General features: G+C 47.8%; 20 protein-coding genes and 2 rRNA genes. 19 read left to right on the top strand and 3 right to left on the bottom strand.

All coding sequences use genetic code 11. The annotated features are described in order from the left end of the window. The first annotated feature begins 8 nt into the window (after positions 1-8). Genes HG263_RS21595 through HG263_RS21525 form a run of 15 tightly spaced genes read left to right on the top strand, consistent with a single transcriptional unit; the run spans position 9 to position 9,035 of the window. Entirely contained in the window at positions 9-902 is an 894-nt protein-coding gene (locus HG263_RS21595; protein WP_171628139.1) for a Mu-like prophage major head subunit gpT family protein, read from the top strand. Between the two features lie 14 nt (positions 903-916). Then, on the top strand, positions 917-1,381 hold the full coding sequence (locus HG263_RS21590) for an HI1506-related protein (RefSeq protein WP_171628138.1): 465 nt from the start codon (positions 917-919) through the stop codon (positions 1,379-1,381). 2 nt (positions 1,382-1,383) lie between these two features. Next, entirely contained in the window at positions 1,384-1,800 is a 417-nt protein-coding gene (locus tag HG263_RS21585; protein WP_171628137.1) for a gp436 family protein, read from the top strand. Further along, positions 1,797-2,327, top strand: coding sequence for a hypothetical protein (locus HG263_RS21580; RefSeq protein ID WP_171628136.1), 531 nt, complete (start codon positions 1,797-1,799; stop codon positions 2,325-2,327). Before HG263_RS21585 ends, HG263_RS21580 begins: the two co-directional genes overlap by 4 nt. Further along, positions 2,324-2,959, top strand: a complete 636-nt coding sequence (locus tag HG263_RS21575; protein ID WP_171628135.1) for a phage baseplate assembly protein V — start codon at positions 2,324-2,326, stop codon at positions 2,957-2,959. Before HG263_RS21580 ends, HG263_RS21575 begins: the two co-directional genes overlap by 4 nt. Continuing rightward, positions 2,956-3,285 (top strand): GPW/gp25 family protein, encoded by a 330-nt coding sequence (locus HG263_RS21570; RefSeq protein WP_216628534.1) that lies wholly within the window; start codon positions 2,956-2,958, stop codon positions 3,283-3,285. Before HG263_RS21575 ends, HG263_RS21570 begins: the two co-directional genes overlap by 4 nt. Further along, positions 3,282-4,283 carry a baseplate assembly protein gene (locus HG263_RS21565; RefSeq protein WP_171628134.1) on the top strand — a complete coding sequence of 334 codons (1,002 nt, stop codon included), beginning with the start codon at positions 3,282-3,284 and terminating at the stop codon, positions 4,281-4,283. The genes HG263_RS21570 and HG263_RS21565 overlap by 4 nt, the downstream gene beginning before the upstream one ends. Then, positions 4,276-5,262, top strand: a complete 987-nt coding sequence (locus tag HG263_RS21560) for a phage tail protein I (protein ID WP_171628133.1) — start codon at positions 4,276-4,278, stop codon at positions 5,260-5,262. Before HG263_RS21565 ends, HG263_RS21560 begins: the two co-directional genes overlap by 8 nt. Then, on the top strand, positions 5,259-5,795 hold the full coding sequence (locus HG263_RS21555; protein WP_171628132.1) for a phage tail-collar fiber domain-containing protein: 537 nt from the start codon (positions 5,259-5,261) through the stop codon (positions 5,793-5,795). The genes HG263_RS21560 and HG263_RS21555 overlap by 4 nt, the downstream gene beginning before the upstream one ends. Positions 5,796-5,797: 2 nt before the next feature. Continuing rightward, the gene (locus HG263_RS21550; protein WP_171628131.1) at positions 5,798-6,565 is read left to right on the top strand and encodes a hypothetical protein; all 768 of its coding nucleotides are present in this window, start codon (positions 5,798-5,800) and stop codon (positions 6,563-6,565) included. A gap of 12 nt (positions 6,566-6,577) precedes the next feature. After that, positions 6,578-6,898: a tail fiber assembly protein gene (locus HG263_RS21545; RefSeq protein ID WP_171628130.1), complete on the top strand. Its 321-nt coding sequence runs from the start codon at positions 6,578-6,580 to the stop codon at positions 6,896-6,898. A 1-nt stretch (position 6,899) separates the two neighbouring features. Further along, positions 6,900-8,075, top strand: coding sequence for a phage tail sheath subtilisin-like domain-containing protein (locus HG263_RS21540; RefSeq protein WP_171628129.1), 1,176 nt, complete (start codon positions 6,900-6,902; stop codon positions 8,073-8,075). Next, on the top strand, positions 8,075-8,593 hold the full coding sequence (locus tag HG263_RS21535) for a phage major tail tube protein (protein WP_171628128.1): 519 nt from the start codon (positions 8,075-8,077) through the stop codon (positions 8,591-8,593). The genes HG263_RS21540 and HG263_RS21535 overlap by 1 nt, the downstream gene beginning before the upstream one ends. Position 8,594: 1 nt before the next feature. Next, positions 8,595-8,789, top strand: a complete 195-nt coding sequence (locus HG263_RS21530) for a hypothetical protein (protein WP_171628127.1) — start codon at positions 8,595-8,597, stop codon at positions 8,787-8,789. Continuing rightward, entirely contained in the window at positions 8,790-9,035 is a 246-nt protein-coding gene (locus tag HG263_RS21525) for a phage tail assembly protein (RefSeq protein WP_171628126.1), read from the top strand. A 42-nt stretch (positions 9,036-9,077) separates the two neighbouring features. Here HG263_RS21525 and HG263_RS21520 read toward each other — a convergent pair whose 3' ends face one another. Continuing rightward, positions 9,078-9,401: a hypothetical protein gene (locus tag HG263_RS21520; protein ID WP_171628125.1), complete on the bottom strand. Its 324-nt coding sequence runs from the start codon at positions 9,399-9,401 to the stop codon at positions 9,078-9,080. Between HG263_RS21520 and HG263_RS21515 the strand changes: the two genes are divergently transcribed. From HG263_RS21515 to HG263_RS21500, 4 genes are read left to right on the top strand one after another with little or no spacing between them, the layout of a single operon-like run. Next, positions 9,364-12,951 (top strand): phage tail tape measure protein, encoded by a 3,588-nt coding sequence (locus HG263_RS21515; protein WP_171628124.1) that lies wholly within the window; start codon positions 9,364-9,366, stop codon positions 12,949-12,951. The genes HG263_RS21520 and HG263_RS21515 overlap by 38 nt on opposite strands. Continuing rightward, positions 12,941-13,342, top strand: coding sequence for a phage tail protein (locus HG263_RS21510; RefSeq protein ID WP_171628123.1), 402 nt, complete (start codon positions 12,941-12,943; stop codon positions 13,340-13,342). Before HG263_RS21515 ends, HG263_RS21510 begins: the two co-directional genes overlap by 11 nt. Continuing rightward, positions 13,332-13,535, top strand: a complete 204-nt coding sequence (locus HG263_RS21505) for a tail protein X (protein ID WP_171628122.1) — start codon at positions 13,332-13,334, stop codon at positions 13,533-13,535. Before HG263_RS21510 ends, HG263_RS21505 begins: the two co-directional genes overlap by 11 nt. A 2-nt stretch (positions 13,536-13,537) precedes the next feature. Next, positions 13,538-14,515, top strand: coding sequence for a contractile injection system protein, VgrG/Pvc8 family (locus HG263_RS21500; RefSeq protein WP_171628121.1), 978 nt, complete (start codon positions 13,538-13,540; stop codon positions 14,513-14,515). 101 nt (positions 14,516-14,616) lie between these two features. Here HG263_RS21500 and rrf (HG263_RS21495) read toward each other — a convergent pair. Continuing rightward, positions 14,617-14,731, bottom strand: a 5S ribosomal RNA gene (gene rrf / locus HG263_RS21495). A gap of 47 nt (positions 14,732-14,778) precedes the next feature. Then, positions 14,779-14,893, bottom strand: a 5S ribosomal RNA gene (gene rrf, locus HG263_RS21490). Positions 14,894-15,139 lie beyond the last annotated feature (246 nt).

Raw genomic sequence — 15,139 nt, 5'->3', positions numbered from 1 at the left:
ACCAGACAATGGATATTACTAACGAAAATCTAGAGGCGTTGCAGACAGCCGTTGTTACAGCCTTTAATGAAGGGTTGGAAACGCGCCAGACACATTGGCAGAAAATTGCGACAGAAGTACCTAGTAATTCATCATCGAACACATACCCATGGTTAGGTGCTGTTCCTATGCTACGAGAATGGCTAGGCGACAGACAAGTTGATGCGCTAACCAAACATAGTTATGAAATCAAAAACAAAACGTTTGAAAAAACACTAGGTATCCCATTAACAGCGCTGGAAGATGATCAATATGGTACCTACATGCCACTGTTTAAAATGCTGGGTGATAATGCAAACAAACATCCAGACATTCTCTGTTTTAATCTATTGAAAAATGGCTTTGAAACCTCTTGCTATGACAATCAGAACTTTTTTGATACTGACCATCCTGTTGGCCCTGCGGACAATGTGCGTTCAGTTAGCAACATGCAAGACGGCAGTGGTAATCCGTGGTTCTTACTAGATACCACTCGCCCGTTAAAACCTCTGATTTATCAAAAACGCCGCTCATACGACATTACTGTTAAAGATAAGTCCACCGAAAGTGATTACGTTTTTTCAAAAGGGCAAGCTCTGTACGGCGTAGATGGTCGCTCTAACGCTGGTTATGGGTTTTGGCAGTTGGCATATGCATCTAAGGCTGAGCTAAACGGTGACAATTTAGATGCGGCTATTGCAGCAATGATGGGCCAAGAAAACGACGAAGGTGTGCCCCTTGATGTGAGCCCAAACATTCTCATATGTGGCCCGACTAATCGAGCTGCAGCCAACAAAACAGTCAAAGCTCTTAATAAGGCAAACGGCGAGTCAAACACCAATCACGACGCCGTAGAGGTGTTAGTTGTTCCATGGTTGAAATAAGGGGAGTAAATGAAATGGCTACATATAATCCACCAAAAACGGCTGTGGCTAACGCAGTTATTCAAGTCTTTAACAGCAGGCATACGGGCTACCGTCGCGGCGGTGTTTCGCTCACGCAGGGCCAAAATGAGTTTGGAGTTAACGAACTACCACAAAGCGCATTGGAAGCAATGCAAGCTGATCCACAACTACAAGTGCAAATGCCTCAAGCAGATAGCGCTGCTAACGAAGGGAACGGTGTGGACTCACAAAGTGTGGGTGATGATTTGATTCTAGATTGTTCAGGTGCGCCTGAGGGATTGGAGCACATTATCGCGTCAATCCATCTATTGAACGATAAATCACCATTAACCAAAAAGCCGAAATGCGATGAACTGACATTCACGGTTGAGGGCGTTGATGGAGAGCAAACCCCAAGCGCAGAGCAACGCGATGCGGCGTGGACGTGGTATCAAGAAAACGTAGTTAAGGCGGGTTGATTATGTACTGCACGCGTGATGATTTGATAGCACAGTTTGGTGAGGCTGAGTTGGTAAAACTCACGGCTGAACGTGGCGAACATGCAATAAACGAAACCCGTTTGAGCAATGCCATTGCCAGCGTTAACGAGGTGATTGATGCGCATGTTGCCATGCGCTATCCGCTACCACTGCCCACTGTGCCAGGCATTTTAAAACGCATTGCCGTCAACATTGTGCGTGCAGACATAGACCAACGCCCAGCAGAGCGTGTGACTGAGGATAAAAAATCAGCCATGCAATTGCTGAAAAGTATCAGTAAAGGTGAATTGAGCCTCGGGCTAGAAGCCAGCGAGCCAGAGCCTCAGGCATTGGATTTGGCCGAAATGGAATCGGCAGGCTCAGTATTCAGCCGTAAGAACACAGGCGGTTGGATATGAGTTTATCGGCCTATTTGCGCGCAGTACGCGACAAGCTCAGCGATACATTTACAGATTTGCGCGAGTGTGAGTTGCACCCAGGTACGGTGAATAGCACAGAGCTAGAGCGCATTGGAGCAGCAACGCCAAGCATGTTGGTCACGCTCGGGTATGTTGAACCACCGCAATATATTCATGAGGGATATGACCGTGCAGTTATCCCCATGGTGTACATCATTACGGGTGGTAATGCTGATCAGCAATTAGACGACGCTGTAAATTTTGTGGACGGTATCACCCAGCTCATCGAGGGCGACGGTTTTGGTTACGAGCTGGCACATAGCGCGTCAGACATTGCTGCTAAAAATCTCTTTACCACCGCCACGGGCCGACATGCTACGAGTCTATGGGTTGTCCGTTGGCGTCAGTTAGTGCGTTATGTAGAACCCCAAGCACCAGCCGAGCCAGTACCTACTGATTTGTATATAGGCATTGCCCCCGAAATTGGTGCCGACCACGAGCCAGACTACACACAGGTGACGCCATGAGTTTTGAAATAGCTGAATTAATGCGCCGATTTGCCAATATGCTGATGCTCGGCACCATTGAAGAGGCGGACCACGAAGCCCAAAAAGTACGCGTCAAGGTTGGCGAGTTGGTTACGGGCTGGCTCCCATGGCCCGCAGAGCTAGGGCGTAATTTCATTCGTTGGCGTCCGCTCAAGCCAGGCATTCAATGCGTAATCGCTTGCCCCGGGGGTGAGCCAACGCAGGCCGTGATTATTCAATTGCTATATACAACCGAGTTTCATTCCCCGAGTAATAGTGAGCACATGGATGTGACGCTATTTAAAGATGGCACGCAAATTCAGTATGACAGTGAAAATAGCGTACTCGATGTGAGCTGCGCTAAAGACGTGATTATAAATATTGCGGGCAACCTCACCGCGCATGTTGTGGGTGATGTTACGGCGACGGTAGATGGCTCAACGAATTTTATCAGCGCCGGTGATTTTAATATCACCACGGATGGCAATTTCAATGTGAAAGCCGCGCAAACCAACATCGACAGCCCTGTAACACAGAGTGGCGGAGATATGACGTCTGACGGTATATCAGCACAAAAACACATACACTGCGATGTAAGCGCAGGTGTTGCAACATCGGGGAAACCACAATGATGAACGCAAACACAGGCCACGTTATAAGCGCCAAAGATCATCTAAAACAATCAATCTGCGACATTCTCACTACGCCATTGGGTAGCCGTGTAATGCGCCCAGATTACGGCTCGAACTTACCGCGTTTAATCGATGCGCCAAGTAATAACCAAACACTCGTTGAGATTTATGCCGCTGTCGCTGGCGCGCTCAGAAAGTGGGAGCCGCGCTACAAACTCACGCGCTTAAAAGTGGCGAGCCACGGCAAGGGCCAAACTATCATTGACCTAGAAGGTATGTATTTAGTGGACGGTAAACCACTGATGTTAGAGGGGTTGATTGTATGAGTATCACCAATTTTTCAGCGATTGATTTAGACAAATTACCACCGCCGAACATCATTGAACCAATCTCGTTTGAGCAGATAAAAAACGAGATGTTGAACGAGTATAAAGCCCGTTATGCTGACGCTGAAATTAACCTGGCAAGTGAACCTGCCGTTAAATTGATTGAGGTGTTTGCGTATCGAGAACTGATGGTACGCCAGCGCGTCAACGAGGGAGCTGAAGCCGTGCTACTGGCAAAAGCCACCGACGTGGAGCTGGATTATTTGGGGGCGCGTTTTGGTGTTGAGCGTCAGCTTATTGATGCAGGTGACGCTGATGCTAACCCACCTGTACCACCTACGTTTGAAACTAATGACCGTTACCGCGAGCGTATTCAACTGGCACTCGAAGGGTTCAGCACCGCAGGCCCTGTAGGCGGTTATGTATTCCATGCACTCAAAGCCAGTCCGCTCGTTAAAGACGTGGCGGTTGATGCCCCACAATTTGCTGTTGCACCACTGACTGAAGAACAGCAAACAGGATTGCCTACTGGCACTACTGTTTTACAGTGTACGTATGACGCAGGCTTGAGCGAGCCGCAACCTGGTGACGTAGCAATCACAGTGCTATCTACCGAGGGAAGCGGCGCACCCAGCACTGAGCTAAACGCCGCAGTAATTACAGCACTCAGTGCCGATGATGTACGCCCACTCACGGACCATGTGCGACTCCGTGCAACTGACATTACTGAATATGCGCTAAGCGCAACGCTGCATTTATATCCTGGCCCCGATGCTGAAAGTGTGCGCGCTCAAGCACAAGCAAGTGCACAAAGTTGGGTGAATGAAAATCACAAATTAGGCCGCGATGTAACCCTGTCAGGACTCTATGCGGCACTGCATTTGCCAGGTGTGCAACGGGTTGAATTGCACTCGCCAACAACTGACCTAGTGATGCACGGTCATCAAGCGGCGTATTGCAAAAACGTCACCGTCGAGCTTGGGGGTCGTCATGTCTGAGCAGTTACTCCCCCGCACTAGTAGCAAAAATGAAAAAGCGTTAGAGCAAGCAAGCGCTCGCGTTAACGACGTGCCTGTGCAAATCGGCGATTTATGGTCAGCCGAGCGATGCCCAGAGCATTTACTGCCATGGCTCGCTCATGCGCTCAGCGTGGATGAATGGGACAGCACCTGGCCTGAAGCAATCAAGCGCAGAGTCATTGCCGAAAGCATCCCAACACACCGAATTAAGGGCACCGCAGGCGCAGTTAAAAGCGCGCTGGCGGCACTCAATGCACACATAGAACTAGAGGAATGGTGGCAACATGGCGGCGTACCGCACACAGCAAAACTCATTGCGTTGGTGCGTAACAATCTCAATCAAGACGGTGATTCATTGCTAACCCCTGAGTTGCAGGCCCAGCTATGGCGCATTGTTGCGGCAATGAAACCCACCCGCAGCCACATTGACTTTAACGTGGGTGTGCAAATGGATCAGCCAATGTCTATCGCGTCAGCAACAACGAGCTGCAATGTACAGCGCATGGATTTTGTGGGCGGGCCTGATAACACATTGCACACCAGTAGCCATGTTGTTCAATCAGCTACGAGCAACATTGCGAATAGTCGAGCTGAATTAACAGGCGCGCCAGACAACACACTACACACCAGTGGTCATGTTGTTCAGTCAGCGCTGAGTGTTGTCGCCAATTCAAGAGCGCAGTTAGCAGGTTCACCAGATAACGCTCTGCATACCAGCAGCCATGTTATTCAGTCAGCGCTGAGCAGCACAGTGAATAGTCGGCGTGAATTTATCGGCGGCCCAGACAACGAACTACACACTAGCGCACATACCGTGCAATCAGCAGCAAGCAATATAGTCAACGCTCGTACGCCGTTGGCTGGTGCCCCCGATAACACGCTGCACACCAGCACACATGTGATTGCTACCAGTATCAACACTACATGTATTCAAACTAATAGGATGGTATGCCAATGAGCGACTACACCCCCATCATTACCCAAGCGGGTTTAAACGCTGCTGCGAATGCCAAAGACTCGGGCATTCATATCAATATTTCGCACATTGCTGTAGGCACTGTGGGTTACACCCCAACACGTGACCAAACTGCATTGCGCAACGAACGTGATCGCTCACAAGTGGTGAGCGTTGCCGACGCAGGCCCTGGGCAAATTCACATCACAGCTGAGTTTAAAAGCACCAGTGAATATCCTGTGCGTGAAGTGGGATTTTTTCTAGAAGACGGCACCTTGTTTGCGGCGTGGTCACACCCCGACAACACGCTGTTTTATCAAACACCGCTATCAACCGTAATACAAGGTTTTGATTTGGTGTTAAGCGCAGTGCCTGTATCAGCAATTGATGTAACAACCACAGGCGATATCAACATGTTTTACGGCGCTGAATTTATCGCCATGTGCGACGCACAGACACGTGTGGCTACCGCGCAAATAAACTCAAATTTACGTGAAATAAAACTCAACGACAGACTAATGACATTAGGAGTATAACCATGCCAACAGTCGAACAAAGTGTAGCTCAATTGCAGCAAACTAACGCCGAGTTAGTGACAGCGAGTAATGAGCTGACCAATGAAGTAACAAGCAAGCTCAGCACTATCAATAGTACAGTTGACGCGAAAATGCAGGAGATTGATGGCTCACTCAATACCGCTGTCACATCATTAAATGATTACCTCGCCAGGGCGAGAGCTGAACACCCATTTTATCGTTTAACAAAAAACCAACTCGGAACTGTCACGAGTAATGTGCTAGATGGATATTCAGTAAACGGGGCGTTCCCTATCCAATTTGAGTTATATCGAGTGGTTCAAAGCGGTATTGCATGGGAACTACGTGATGATGAAGAGAAAGAAATCCTCACGGCCATGGGCAGAGCTCGCGCGGTTCATTTTAGTCCTGATATTAACGTGGTCAAAATGACGTGGAGCGGATGGCAATCCAGTGTTTCTGCTCCAACGTTTTATCAGAAATCAGACAAATCCACTACGTTGACATGCGCGTCCTATGCACGATTAGTTTCGGGTTCATTGGGCTCAGCAGCAGCGGGGTTTACAGGTATCACAAATGAATGGGGACTATGCGGCGACGTGTTTAGTGGCTCGCCTGGCTCGTATTTTCATGACCACCCATACATTGCCAGCGAAAGCGGGGAAATTCTGTTTTTTTGGTATGCAACGGTTGCAGGCCTAGTGCCGCTAGAGCGCAACAGACCTCGCTGGGGCCACTTCCCGTACATCTATGACAACCAACCCCTATAAACAGGTGAACAAATGAAAATCATATACAACGGTAACGTACAACTCATTCACGGCGGCACATTAACAATCGCTCACGCTGAGCATTTATTGCGTAGCCAAATTGATGATCTCGATCCTGAACTCATTGAACTGCAATGTTCATCATTTGATGAGCTACGTGAAATACGTGATGGAGAATTAAAAAACAGCGACTGGACGCAAATGCCAGATACCCCGCTAACGACAGAGCAAAAACAGGCGTGGGCTGACTATCGTCAAGCGCTACGCGATTTACCAAATAGCAACGACGACCCTACATTGGCTGTTTGGCCAACCGCACCACAGGAGCAGTAACATGAGCACAGATTATCTACATGGCGTGCAGGTTCTCGAACTCAACGACGGCCCACGTCCAATACAAGTGGCGTCCACGTCAGTGATTGGGGTTGTTGGCACAGCACCCGATGCGGATGCCGCTGCATTCCCACTAAACACCCCTACATTAATTGCGGGCAGCAGACTGGAAGCTGCAAAGCTCGATATGGTCGGCGATGGTAAAGGCACCTTGCCACAAGCATTAGATGCCATTTTTGACCAGTGCGGCGCTATCGTTGTGGTGGTTCGTGTGCCTGAAGGCGCAAGCCCTGCTGAAACGCAATCCAATGTGATTGGCGGCGTTGATGCAGCAACACAGCAATATACGGGCCTACAAGCGCTACGTGCTGCAAAAAGCTCATTAGGTGTTAAGCCCCGTATCCTCATCGCCCCAGGTTTTGATCATATTGAAGCAGTTATAACTGAAATGGTGAGCATTGCTGATAAATTGCGGGCGATGGTTTACGCCAGTGGCCCTGATACGTCTGATGCCGATGCCATTGCACTGCGTAACAAGTTTGGCTCTAAGCGCCTATATCTATGTGACCCATGGGTGCGGGTATGGGACACGGCAAGTAGTGGCGAAATTAGCCAGCCAAATAGCGCCCGCGTTGCAGGTGTGCGAGCCAAAGTCGACAACGAACAAGGCTTTTGGCACTCGATTAGTAATAAGTTGATTAATGGCATGGTCGGCACAACGCGCAGTATTGACTTTGAATTGGGCGATGTGGCAAGCCGTGCAAACCTACTCAACAAAGAGCACGTCGGCACCATAATTAACGAAAAAGGCTATCGCGTTTGGGGGCCACGCAACTGCTCAGCTGATCCAAAGTGGATTTATGAGTGCGTTGCGCGTACAGCCGACATTATCAACGACTCATTACTGGCAGCACATCTATGGGCAGTTGATAAGGGCGTATCGGGCGAAACCTACTTCAAAGAAGTTGTTGAAGGTGTTAACGCGTTTTTACGGCACTTAAAAGCCATTGGTGCAATCGTCAACGGCTCATGTTGGGCTGACCCTGAACTCAACACCCCCAGCCAGATTGCACAAGGTAAAACGTATTTCGACTTCGATTTTACGCCCGTGTACCCCGCTGAGTCGATCACATTCCGCTCGCGCATGACGGATAAATATCTAGAGGAGATTTTCTGATGGCTGTTCAACTACCAAATACACTGAAAGACTTTAACGTCTTTATTGATGGTGAAGGCTATGGCGGCCGTGGTGTGTCTGTTCAATTGCCGAAGCTAACGCGCATAACCGAAGACTATATGGGCAGTGGGCTGGCTGGCCCAATTGAGCTGGATATGGGCCAAGACAAACTAGAGCTAAGCGAACTGGTCATTGCTGAACCAAATAACGGAATTTTTAAGAACTACGGCACCTTAGACATAAACGGATTAAAGCTGCGTATTAAAGGTTCATTCAAAGCAGAAAATGATGCAAAAGAGGTCCCGTTTGAAGTGGTCATGACAGGCCGTTGGACTGAAATTGATTTTGGAACATGGGAGCGTAAAAAGCCTGGCGAATTAAAACTGAAAGCCATGCTCACATATTACAAACTAACGTATGACGGCCAAACTCCCATTGAGATCGACCAGCTCAATAACGTGCAAGTCATAAACGGTGTAGACGTGCTCGCGCAACGTCGCGGTATTTTGGAGTTATAACATGCAAACAAAACAAGCAAAAACACAAACCTATGATGTGGTTAAAACTGTTGTACATGAACACAAGGCGTATAGCGCTGGCGATACGATAGAGCTAACACCTCGTCAAGCGGCCAACTGGCTGGCCGCTGGTAAGCTCTCAGAGCAAAAACCAGCAGCAACGAAATCTCGTCAAACTAAAACTGAGGACAAGTAAATGAGCACAACAACTATCACATTAGCATTTCCCATCGAGTACAAGGGCGAGACCGTTAGCGAATTATCAATGCGCCGCCCCAAACTCAAAGACCAACTACGCTCAATGACCAGCGGCAAATCTGACGCAGAGTCGGAAAAAGATTTGTTTGCAAATTTATGTGAGCAAGCACCCGATTTTATGGATGAATTGGATTTGTCTGATTATCAACAGGTGCAAAACACGTTTCGCAGTTTTTTGTCCTAAACGAAGTTGAGATCCGAGGGCTAGTTTTGGCGCTAGCCCACTTTACGGGAGGCGGGATTGGTGAGTGGTTGGAGATGCCAGCAGAAGAGGCAACAAAATACTACGAGCTAATAGCCACACTCCAAGGGGGATCAGCATCATGATCCCCACCACAAATACAATCAAAGAGAAACTGAGCGTTAACAACGCCGCTAATACTGGCGCACCGATTAAGGCCGCTACCCAATCGGAGGAAAACAGCAGATAGGCAAACGCGCCTATAAAACTGAAGCTATACAGCACTTTAAAGTTCAGTAGTTTCTCAATGCAACTTAACCAGGTATTTATTATGGCAGTCGGTAAGTCGTTAGCAGTTTCAGTCATCATTGGTGCGGCCCTTGCGGGTAGTTTTAAAACCGTTATTGGTCAAAGTGTAAACCAATTTAACAGATTGGGCGAAACGGTTAAACAGGTTGAGTCTACATCAAACGCGATTAGCGGATTTAAAACAGTTAGCGAGCAGCTCAAAGCAACGCGAGCTGATATTGAGTCAGCACGCAATAAGTTGCAGCAATACCAGTCAGAGCTGAAACAATCACATGCGACACACGCTCAACTGGCAAAAGCGGCAGATAACGCTGCACTGTCAACAATCAATGCAAAAAACGCCTACACCAAAGCACAGCAAAAATTAGCACAGCTCAAACAAACGCACCGCGATGCAGAGACTAAAACAGAGGCGATGACGGCCGCCATTAAAGCGGCAAAACAGGAAATGCAACAAGCAAAAGTTGCATACCAGCAATCACAAACTGATTTAAGCAAAACAAATAAAGCGTTGGCTCAAGCAGCAACTGAACACACAAAACTAAAAAACAAAGTTGGTGTTGCACATAAAGAGCTGAACAAGCTGTCTACTCGATTAGGCGATAGCCAACGGGCGCTAAATACACATCGTAAAACGATGGCTGCAAGCGGTATTACAGCCACACAGCTATCGCACAAACATACACAGCTAGGCCAAACACTCACAACGCTAAAACGAAAGTACGCTGATTTACAAACCACCATGCAGCGCCATCAAACAGTGATGGCCAAACGTGATCACTATCGTAATCAAATGCTCGATGCTGCGGCATTGGGTACCGCAATGCTGACCCCAGTTGCAGCAGCGGTTAAGTTTGAAAGCGTCATGGCCGACGTGGGCAAGGTTGTTGATTTTGATACCCCTCTAGAGCTGGCTCAAATGGGGCAAGATGTACTGAGGCTCAGCACGGTTATACCCATGGCCGCTGATGGCATTGGCGACATTGTAGCAGCCGCAGGTCAAGCAGGTATTGCACGTAAAGAGCTGCTGATATTTGCCCAAGATGCCGCAAAAATGGGCGTGGCATTTGATATGTCGGGGCGTGAAGCTGGGGCCGCTATGACGGGGATGCGCTCCATATTCAAACTCAATCAAACGCAAGTTGTGAGTTTAGGCGACGCCTATAACCATTTAAGTAATAGTATGGATGCCCGCGCCGCTGATATGCTCAACATCGCAAACCGTGCAGGCAGTACGGCGAAACTGTTCGGGTTAACAGGGCAACAAGTTGGCGCGTTGGGCGCGGCGTTCCTAGAACTAAAGACCCCACCCGAAGTGGCTGCAACGGGTATCAATGCGCTCTTGCTGAAGTTAAAAACAGCAGACAAGCAAAGTAAATCATTTCAAAAAGGGTTATCGACTCTCGGAATGAGTGCCGCAGAGCTGAAGCAAAACATTGAAGAAGACGCCCAAGGCGCACTCATTTCATTTTTAGAGACACTGGAAAAAGCCGACGATGTAACGGGCGTGCTGGCCGATATGTTTGGCGCAGAATATGCTGATGATATGGCTAAGTTGGTCGGTGGCTTAGACAACTATAAAAAAGCACTCAAACTGGTTTCAAAACAAGGCAACTATGCAGGCTCTATGCAAAAAGAGTTTGCAGTAAGGAGCAACACCACAGCAAACAGCCTGACTCTACTGAAGAACCAGGTTAATCGACTCGGTGTTAACATTGGCTCAGTGCTATTACCTGCTGTTAACTGGGTTGCTGGTTCGCTAGGTACTGTAGTTGATGGCATAGCAACGGTAGCGCATACGTTCCCAGTCGCTACAAAAGTGGCGGTTGGCCTAGCCGTTGGTTTAACCACCATAAAAGTAACCTCTATTGCAGCGGGTTATGCATCTACATTTTTAGCTGGCGGTTGGATTAAAGCAGGTATTGCAGTTAAAACACTCAGTGCCATGGTGACTATGGGACGGTTTAATCTCGCCTCATTTAATACCACCGCTGCCGCGACGGCGGCAACAACCAACGCATTGGGCGCAGGCTCAGGAGTATTAGCATTTGCCAGTAAGTTAGGGGCACTAAAAGCGGGGTTAATTACATTTGCAACTGTCACACTGCCAGCAGTTGCAGTGGGCATTAAAGCCATGGGAACCGCGCTACTAACAACGCCAATTGGCTGGGCTGTGATGGCGATAGCGGCTGGTGCGGTACTCGTTTACAAGTACTGGCAGCCCATAAAGGCGTTTATGGGTGGCCTATGGGATGGGTTTGTAAGTGCGATAAAGCCGCTAACAAGCAGCTTGACCCCAGTTGGTAAGCTACTTGGCTGGATTGGCGATGGTCTCGGCACTGTGTTTAATTGGGTGTCGAATTTGTTCACCCCTGTGAATATGGTAAGCGATGAACTGGCGGGATTTGCAAGTGCTGGGCAAACGGTTGGTGCTGTTTTTGGTGGGTTAGTGAATATAGTCACCACACCATTTAGAGCCGCGTTATGGTTCATAGATAAAACCCTCTCAGCATTTGGCAAATTGGGCGATGCAATCAACAGTGTTGGCGGTTGGTTGGGTTTTGGCGATGATGAAGAGCAAAAGCCTGGTACAAGCCTAATTAAACCCATTGCACTGGCTAGCACGATGGCTGTTACGCCAGCCATGGCAAGTGATTTACCAGCAAGCAGCACAAGCACAAATCAACCGATTGTGCAGCAAGTTCAGTTTGCAAACCCCGCTGCGCCTAGTTCGCTCACTCAGCAAGTCAGCCAACAACTAGCGCCTGTTGCACAGCCGACGTTGCCAAGTGTTGAGAGTTCCGCACTCTATAAAGGACGGGTTGAGGTTGGCGAAGTGCCAACAATCAAGCCAAACGCGCTAACACAACCCGTTGTACAGCAATTGCAGCCTGTAAAATCCGATGCACCTGGTTTACTCACTCAACAAGTCAAACAACAACTAGCGCCTGTTGCACAGCCGACGTTGCCAAGCGTTGAGGGTTCCGCACTCTTTAAAGGACGGGTTGAGGTTGGCGAAGTGCCAACAATCAAGCCAAACGCGCTAACGCAGCCCATTGTACAGCAATTGCAGCCTGTAAAATCCGATGCACCTGGTTTACTCACTCAACACGTCAAACAACAACTAGCGCCTGTTGCACAGCCAACGTTGCCAAGCGTTGAGGGTTCCGCACTTTATAAAGGAAGCGTTGAAGTTGGCGAAGTGCCAACAATCAAGCCAAACGCGCTAACACAGCCAGTTGTGCAGCAATTGCAGCCTGTAAAATCCGCTGCGCCTAGTTCGCTCACTCAGCAAGTCAAACAACAACTAGAACCTGTAACGTCATCGACTCTGCCAAATTTAGAGAACACAACGCGATACAAAGAAAAGACAGAGCGAACACCGACCCCGTATTTAGAAAGGCTCAATCAAGCAAGTAAAGTTGATGAACGTAAAGAACCTGGCCGCTCGGGTCTGCATAAAACTGTTGAACACAATGAAAACCACACTTGGTATGTGACCATTAATCAGCAACCAGGTGAGAACGAAAAAGCACTGGTTGATCGCATCATGCGCGAAATAGACAAACGAAAAGCACAAAATCAACGAGGGAAGTTATATGACGAGTGATGTAATGATTGCGTTGGGTGATTACCGATTTTCAGTCCATAGCGCCGCATACTCTGAGTTTAGACGAGTCAGTGAGTATCGCTGGCGTTCACAAGAGCGATTGAGCCGAACACCTGCAATGCAATACATTGGGCCTGGCTACGACGAAGTAACAATGACGGGCACAATTTACCCCCATTTTAACGGTGGGTTATTTCAGGTAGAAGCAATGCGAGCAGAAGCGGTAAAAGGTAAACCTCTTTTGCTGGTAGATGGGCTGGGCTACGTGCGCGGCAACTATGTGATCACTAGAATAGAAGAAACGCAAACAGATATACGTGTGGCTGGGGTGGCAGAAAAAATAGAGTTCAATATCACGCTAAAATACTATGGTGATGACAATGCTATATAGAACGAAAGATACTGAACGGTTAGATGCAATCTGTTTCGAGCACTACGGTCATTTAAACGGCACTGTTGAAGCTGTTTATAACGCAAATCCAACATTAGCGAATCAACCTGCTAAATTACCCGCAGGTACAGTCATTGAACTGCCAGAAGTACAAACACAAGCACAACAAAAAACCATTAAGTTGTGGGATTAACAATGCGACCAACATTTCAAATAATCGCGGATAGCGTAGACATCACGAGCAAAGTTGCCGACAGGTTGTTGTCTCTGAGCATAACCGACGAGGCTGGTTTAGACTCGGACACGTTAACGATTGTATTAGATGACAGAGACAATCAATTTGAGCTACCGACTCAAGGGGCTGAGCTGGCTGTTTTGATAGGCATTGATGAGCAAATAGCTGATAAAGGACTGTATACGGTAGATGAGTTAACTATCTCTAGCAGCCCCGACACTATTGAAATACGTGCTAAAGCGGCAGACATGCGCACGTCACTCAAGGAACGACGAACAGGCAGTTGGGATAATGAGACATTAGGCAGCATATTAGAAGCTGTTGCAGGTAGAAACGGATTAACACCCGCTATTGCACCAACGCTAGCTAGTCTGCCAATTACGCATTTAGATCAGACAAACGAGCACGATTTACACCTGGTCACTCGGTTAGCCAAAGAGTACGACGCTGTAGGTAAAGTTGCCACCTCACATCTATTGTTTACCACCAAAGGCGACTCAAAGAGTGCAAGTGGTAAACAATTGCCCTCAGTAGTGGTAAAAAAAGACGAAATAAGCAATATACAGGTGGTAATGGCGGACAGAGGAAAGTACCAAAGCACCCAAGCGTTTTGGCATGACCATAGCACTGGTGAACAAGTGGCAGTCAACGTGGGCAATGATGAGCCTGTATTCAAACTAAAGCACACGTATGATGACGAAGGAAGCGCAACACGGGCAGCTAAAGCCAAACTCTCAGCATTAAAAAGAGGCACCTCTACTGGCTCGCTCTCGATGCCATGTACAAGCGATAACCTCAATGTGTTGGCTGAAAGTAAGTTAATACTGAAAGGGTTCAGGGAAGGTATTGAGGGTGAATGGGTGGTGACTCGAACCCAATATGAACTATCAGACTCAGGTCTAACCCTGTCGATTGAGTTTGAAACACCCAATAAATAGCTTTGAAATATTCAAAAGCCCTTTCAACTATTCAAAAATGCAAAATTCGCAGTTTTCGCGCAATTCGCGCTAAGTTTTCGCGCGCGGCATCATAATTAGGTGCTTGACGATGTTCTACTTTCACATGGCAGCTGCCACACTATCATCGACGCTGTTTTGTTTCACTTCTGAGTTCGGCATGGGGTCAGGTGGTTCCAAAACGCTATGGTCATCAAGCAAATTCTTTACTTTTTATTCTTATTTTTATAACTTTATAATTTGGGACCTGGCGATGTTCTACTTTCACATGGCAGCTGCCACACTATCATCGACGCTGTTTCGTTTCACTTCTGAGTTCGGCATGGGGTCAGGTGGTTCCAAAACGCTATGTTCACCAGGAAAACTGGAGTGCAAATGTTTAATCACATCGTGCTTTGCACGAACATTCCATTTGCGCAAGGTGAATCGATTTCGCGATACCGCTTCGTCGTTCACCTTGTTTAATTCTTAAAATTCGGAAATTCTGATAATTCGTAAAACGCTACTTTAGTAACACTAACTTCTAGCGTGTAAAACCACTTTGGCGTTGTATGGTTAAGCCTCACGGGTAATTAGTACTGGTTAGCTTAATGTATCACTACACTT

It is taken from the genome of Pseudoalteromonas caenipelagi (assembly GCF_013140855.1).
GTDB classification, from domain to species: domain Bacteria; phylum Pseudomonadota; class Gammaproteobacteria; order Enterobacterales; family Alteromonadaceae; genus Pseudoalteromonas; species Pseudoalteromonas caenipelagi.
This window is presented reverse-complemented; position numbering and strand designations above follow the sequence as displayed.

Bases quoted from the DNA above. Each gene is read 5' to 3' on its own strand.
- HG263_RS21575 (WP_171628135.1), top strand. From the start codon at position 2,324: ATGAGTTTTGAAATAGCTGAATTAATGCGCCGATTTGCCAATATGCTG.
- HG263_RS21550 (WP_171628131.1), top strand. From the start codon at position 5,798: ATGCCAACAGTCGAACAAAGTGTAGCTCAATTGCAGCAAACTAACGCC.
- HG263_RS21510 (WP_171628123.1), top strand. From the start codon at position 12,941: ATGACGAGTGATGTAATGATTGCGTTGGGTGATTACCGATTTTCAGTC.
- HG263_RS21530 (WP_171628127.1), top strand. From the start codon at position 8,595: ATGCAAACAAAACAAGCAAAAACACAAACCTATGATGTGGTTAAAACT.
- HG263_RS21565 (WP_171628134.1), top strand. From the start codon at position 3,282: ATGAGTATCACCAATTTTTCAGCGATTGATTTAGACAAATTACCACCG.
- HG263_RS21590 (WP_171628138.1), top strand. From the start codon at position 917: ATGGCTACATATAATCCACCAAAAACGGCTGTGGCTAACGCAGTTATT.
- HG263_RS21525 (WP_171628126.1), top strand. From the start codon at position 8,790: ATGAGCACAACAACTATCACATTAGCATTTCCCATCGAGTACAAGGGC.
- HG263_RS21520 (WP_171628125.1), bottom strand. From the start codon at position 9,401: ATGATGACTGAAACTGCTAACGACTTACCGACTGCCATAATAAATACC.
- HG263_RS21595 (WP_171628139.1), top strand. From the start codon at position 9: ATGGATATTACTAACGAAAATCTAGAGGCGTTGCAGACAGCCGTTGTT.
- HG263_RS21580 (WP_171628136.1), top strand. From the start codon at position 1,797: ATGAGTTTATCGGCCTATTTGCGCGCAGTACGCGACAAGCTCAGCGAT.
- HG263_RS21540 (WP_171628129.1), top strand. From the start codon at position 6,900: ATGAGCACAGATTATCTACATGGCGTGCAGGTTCTCGAACTCAACGAC.
- HG263_RS21505 (WP_171628122.1), top strand. From the start codon at position 13,332: ATGCTATATAGAACGAAAGATACTGAACGGTTAGATGCAATCTGTTTC.
- HG263_RS21515 (WP_171628124.1), top strand. From the start codon at position 9,364: ATGGCAGTCGGTAAGTCGTTAGCAGTTTCAGTCATCATTGGTGCGGCC.
- HG263_RS21560 (WP_171628133.1), top strand. From the start codon at position 4,276: ATGTCTGAGCAGTTACTCCCCCGCACTAGTAGCAAAAATGAAAAAGCG.
- HG263_RS21535 (WP_171628128.1), top strand. From the start codon at position 8,075: ATGGCTGTTCAACTACCAAATACACTGAAAGACTTTAACGTCTTTATT.
- HG263_RS21545 (WP_171628130.1), top strand. From the start codon at position 6,578: ATGAAAATCATATACAACGGTAACGTACAACTCATTCACGGCGGCACA.
- HG263_RS21570 (WP_216628534.1), top strand. From the start codon at position 2,956: ATGATGAACGCAAACACAGGCCACGTTATAAGCGCCAAAGATCATCTA.
- HG263_RS21585 (WP_171628137.1), top strand. From the start codon at position 1,384: ATGTACTGCACGCGTGATGATTTGATAGCACAGTTTGGTGAGGCTGAG.
- HG263_RS21500 (WP_171628121.1), top strand. From the start codon at position 13,538: ATGCGACCAACATTTCAAATAATCGCGGATAGCGTAGACATCACGAGC.
- HG263_RS21555 (WP_171628132.1), top strand. From the start codon at position 5,259: ATGAGCGACTACACCCCCATCATTACCCAAGCGGGTTTAAACGCTGCT.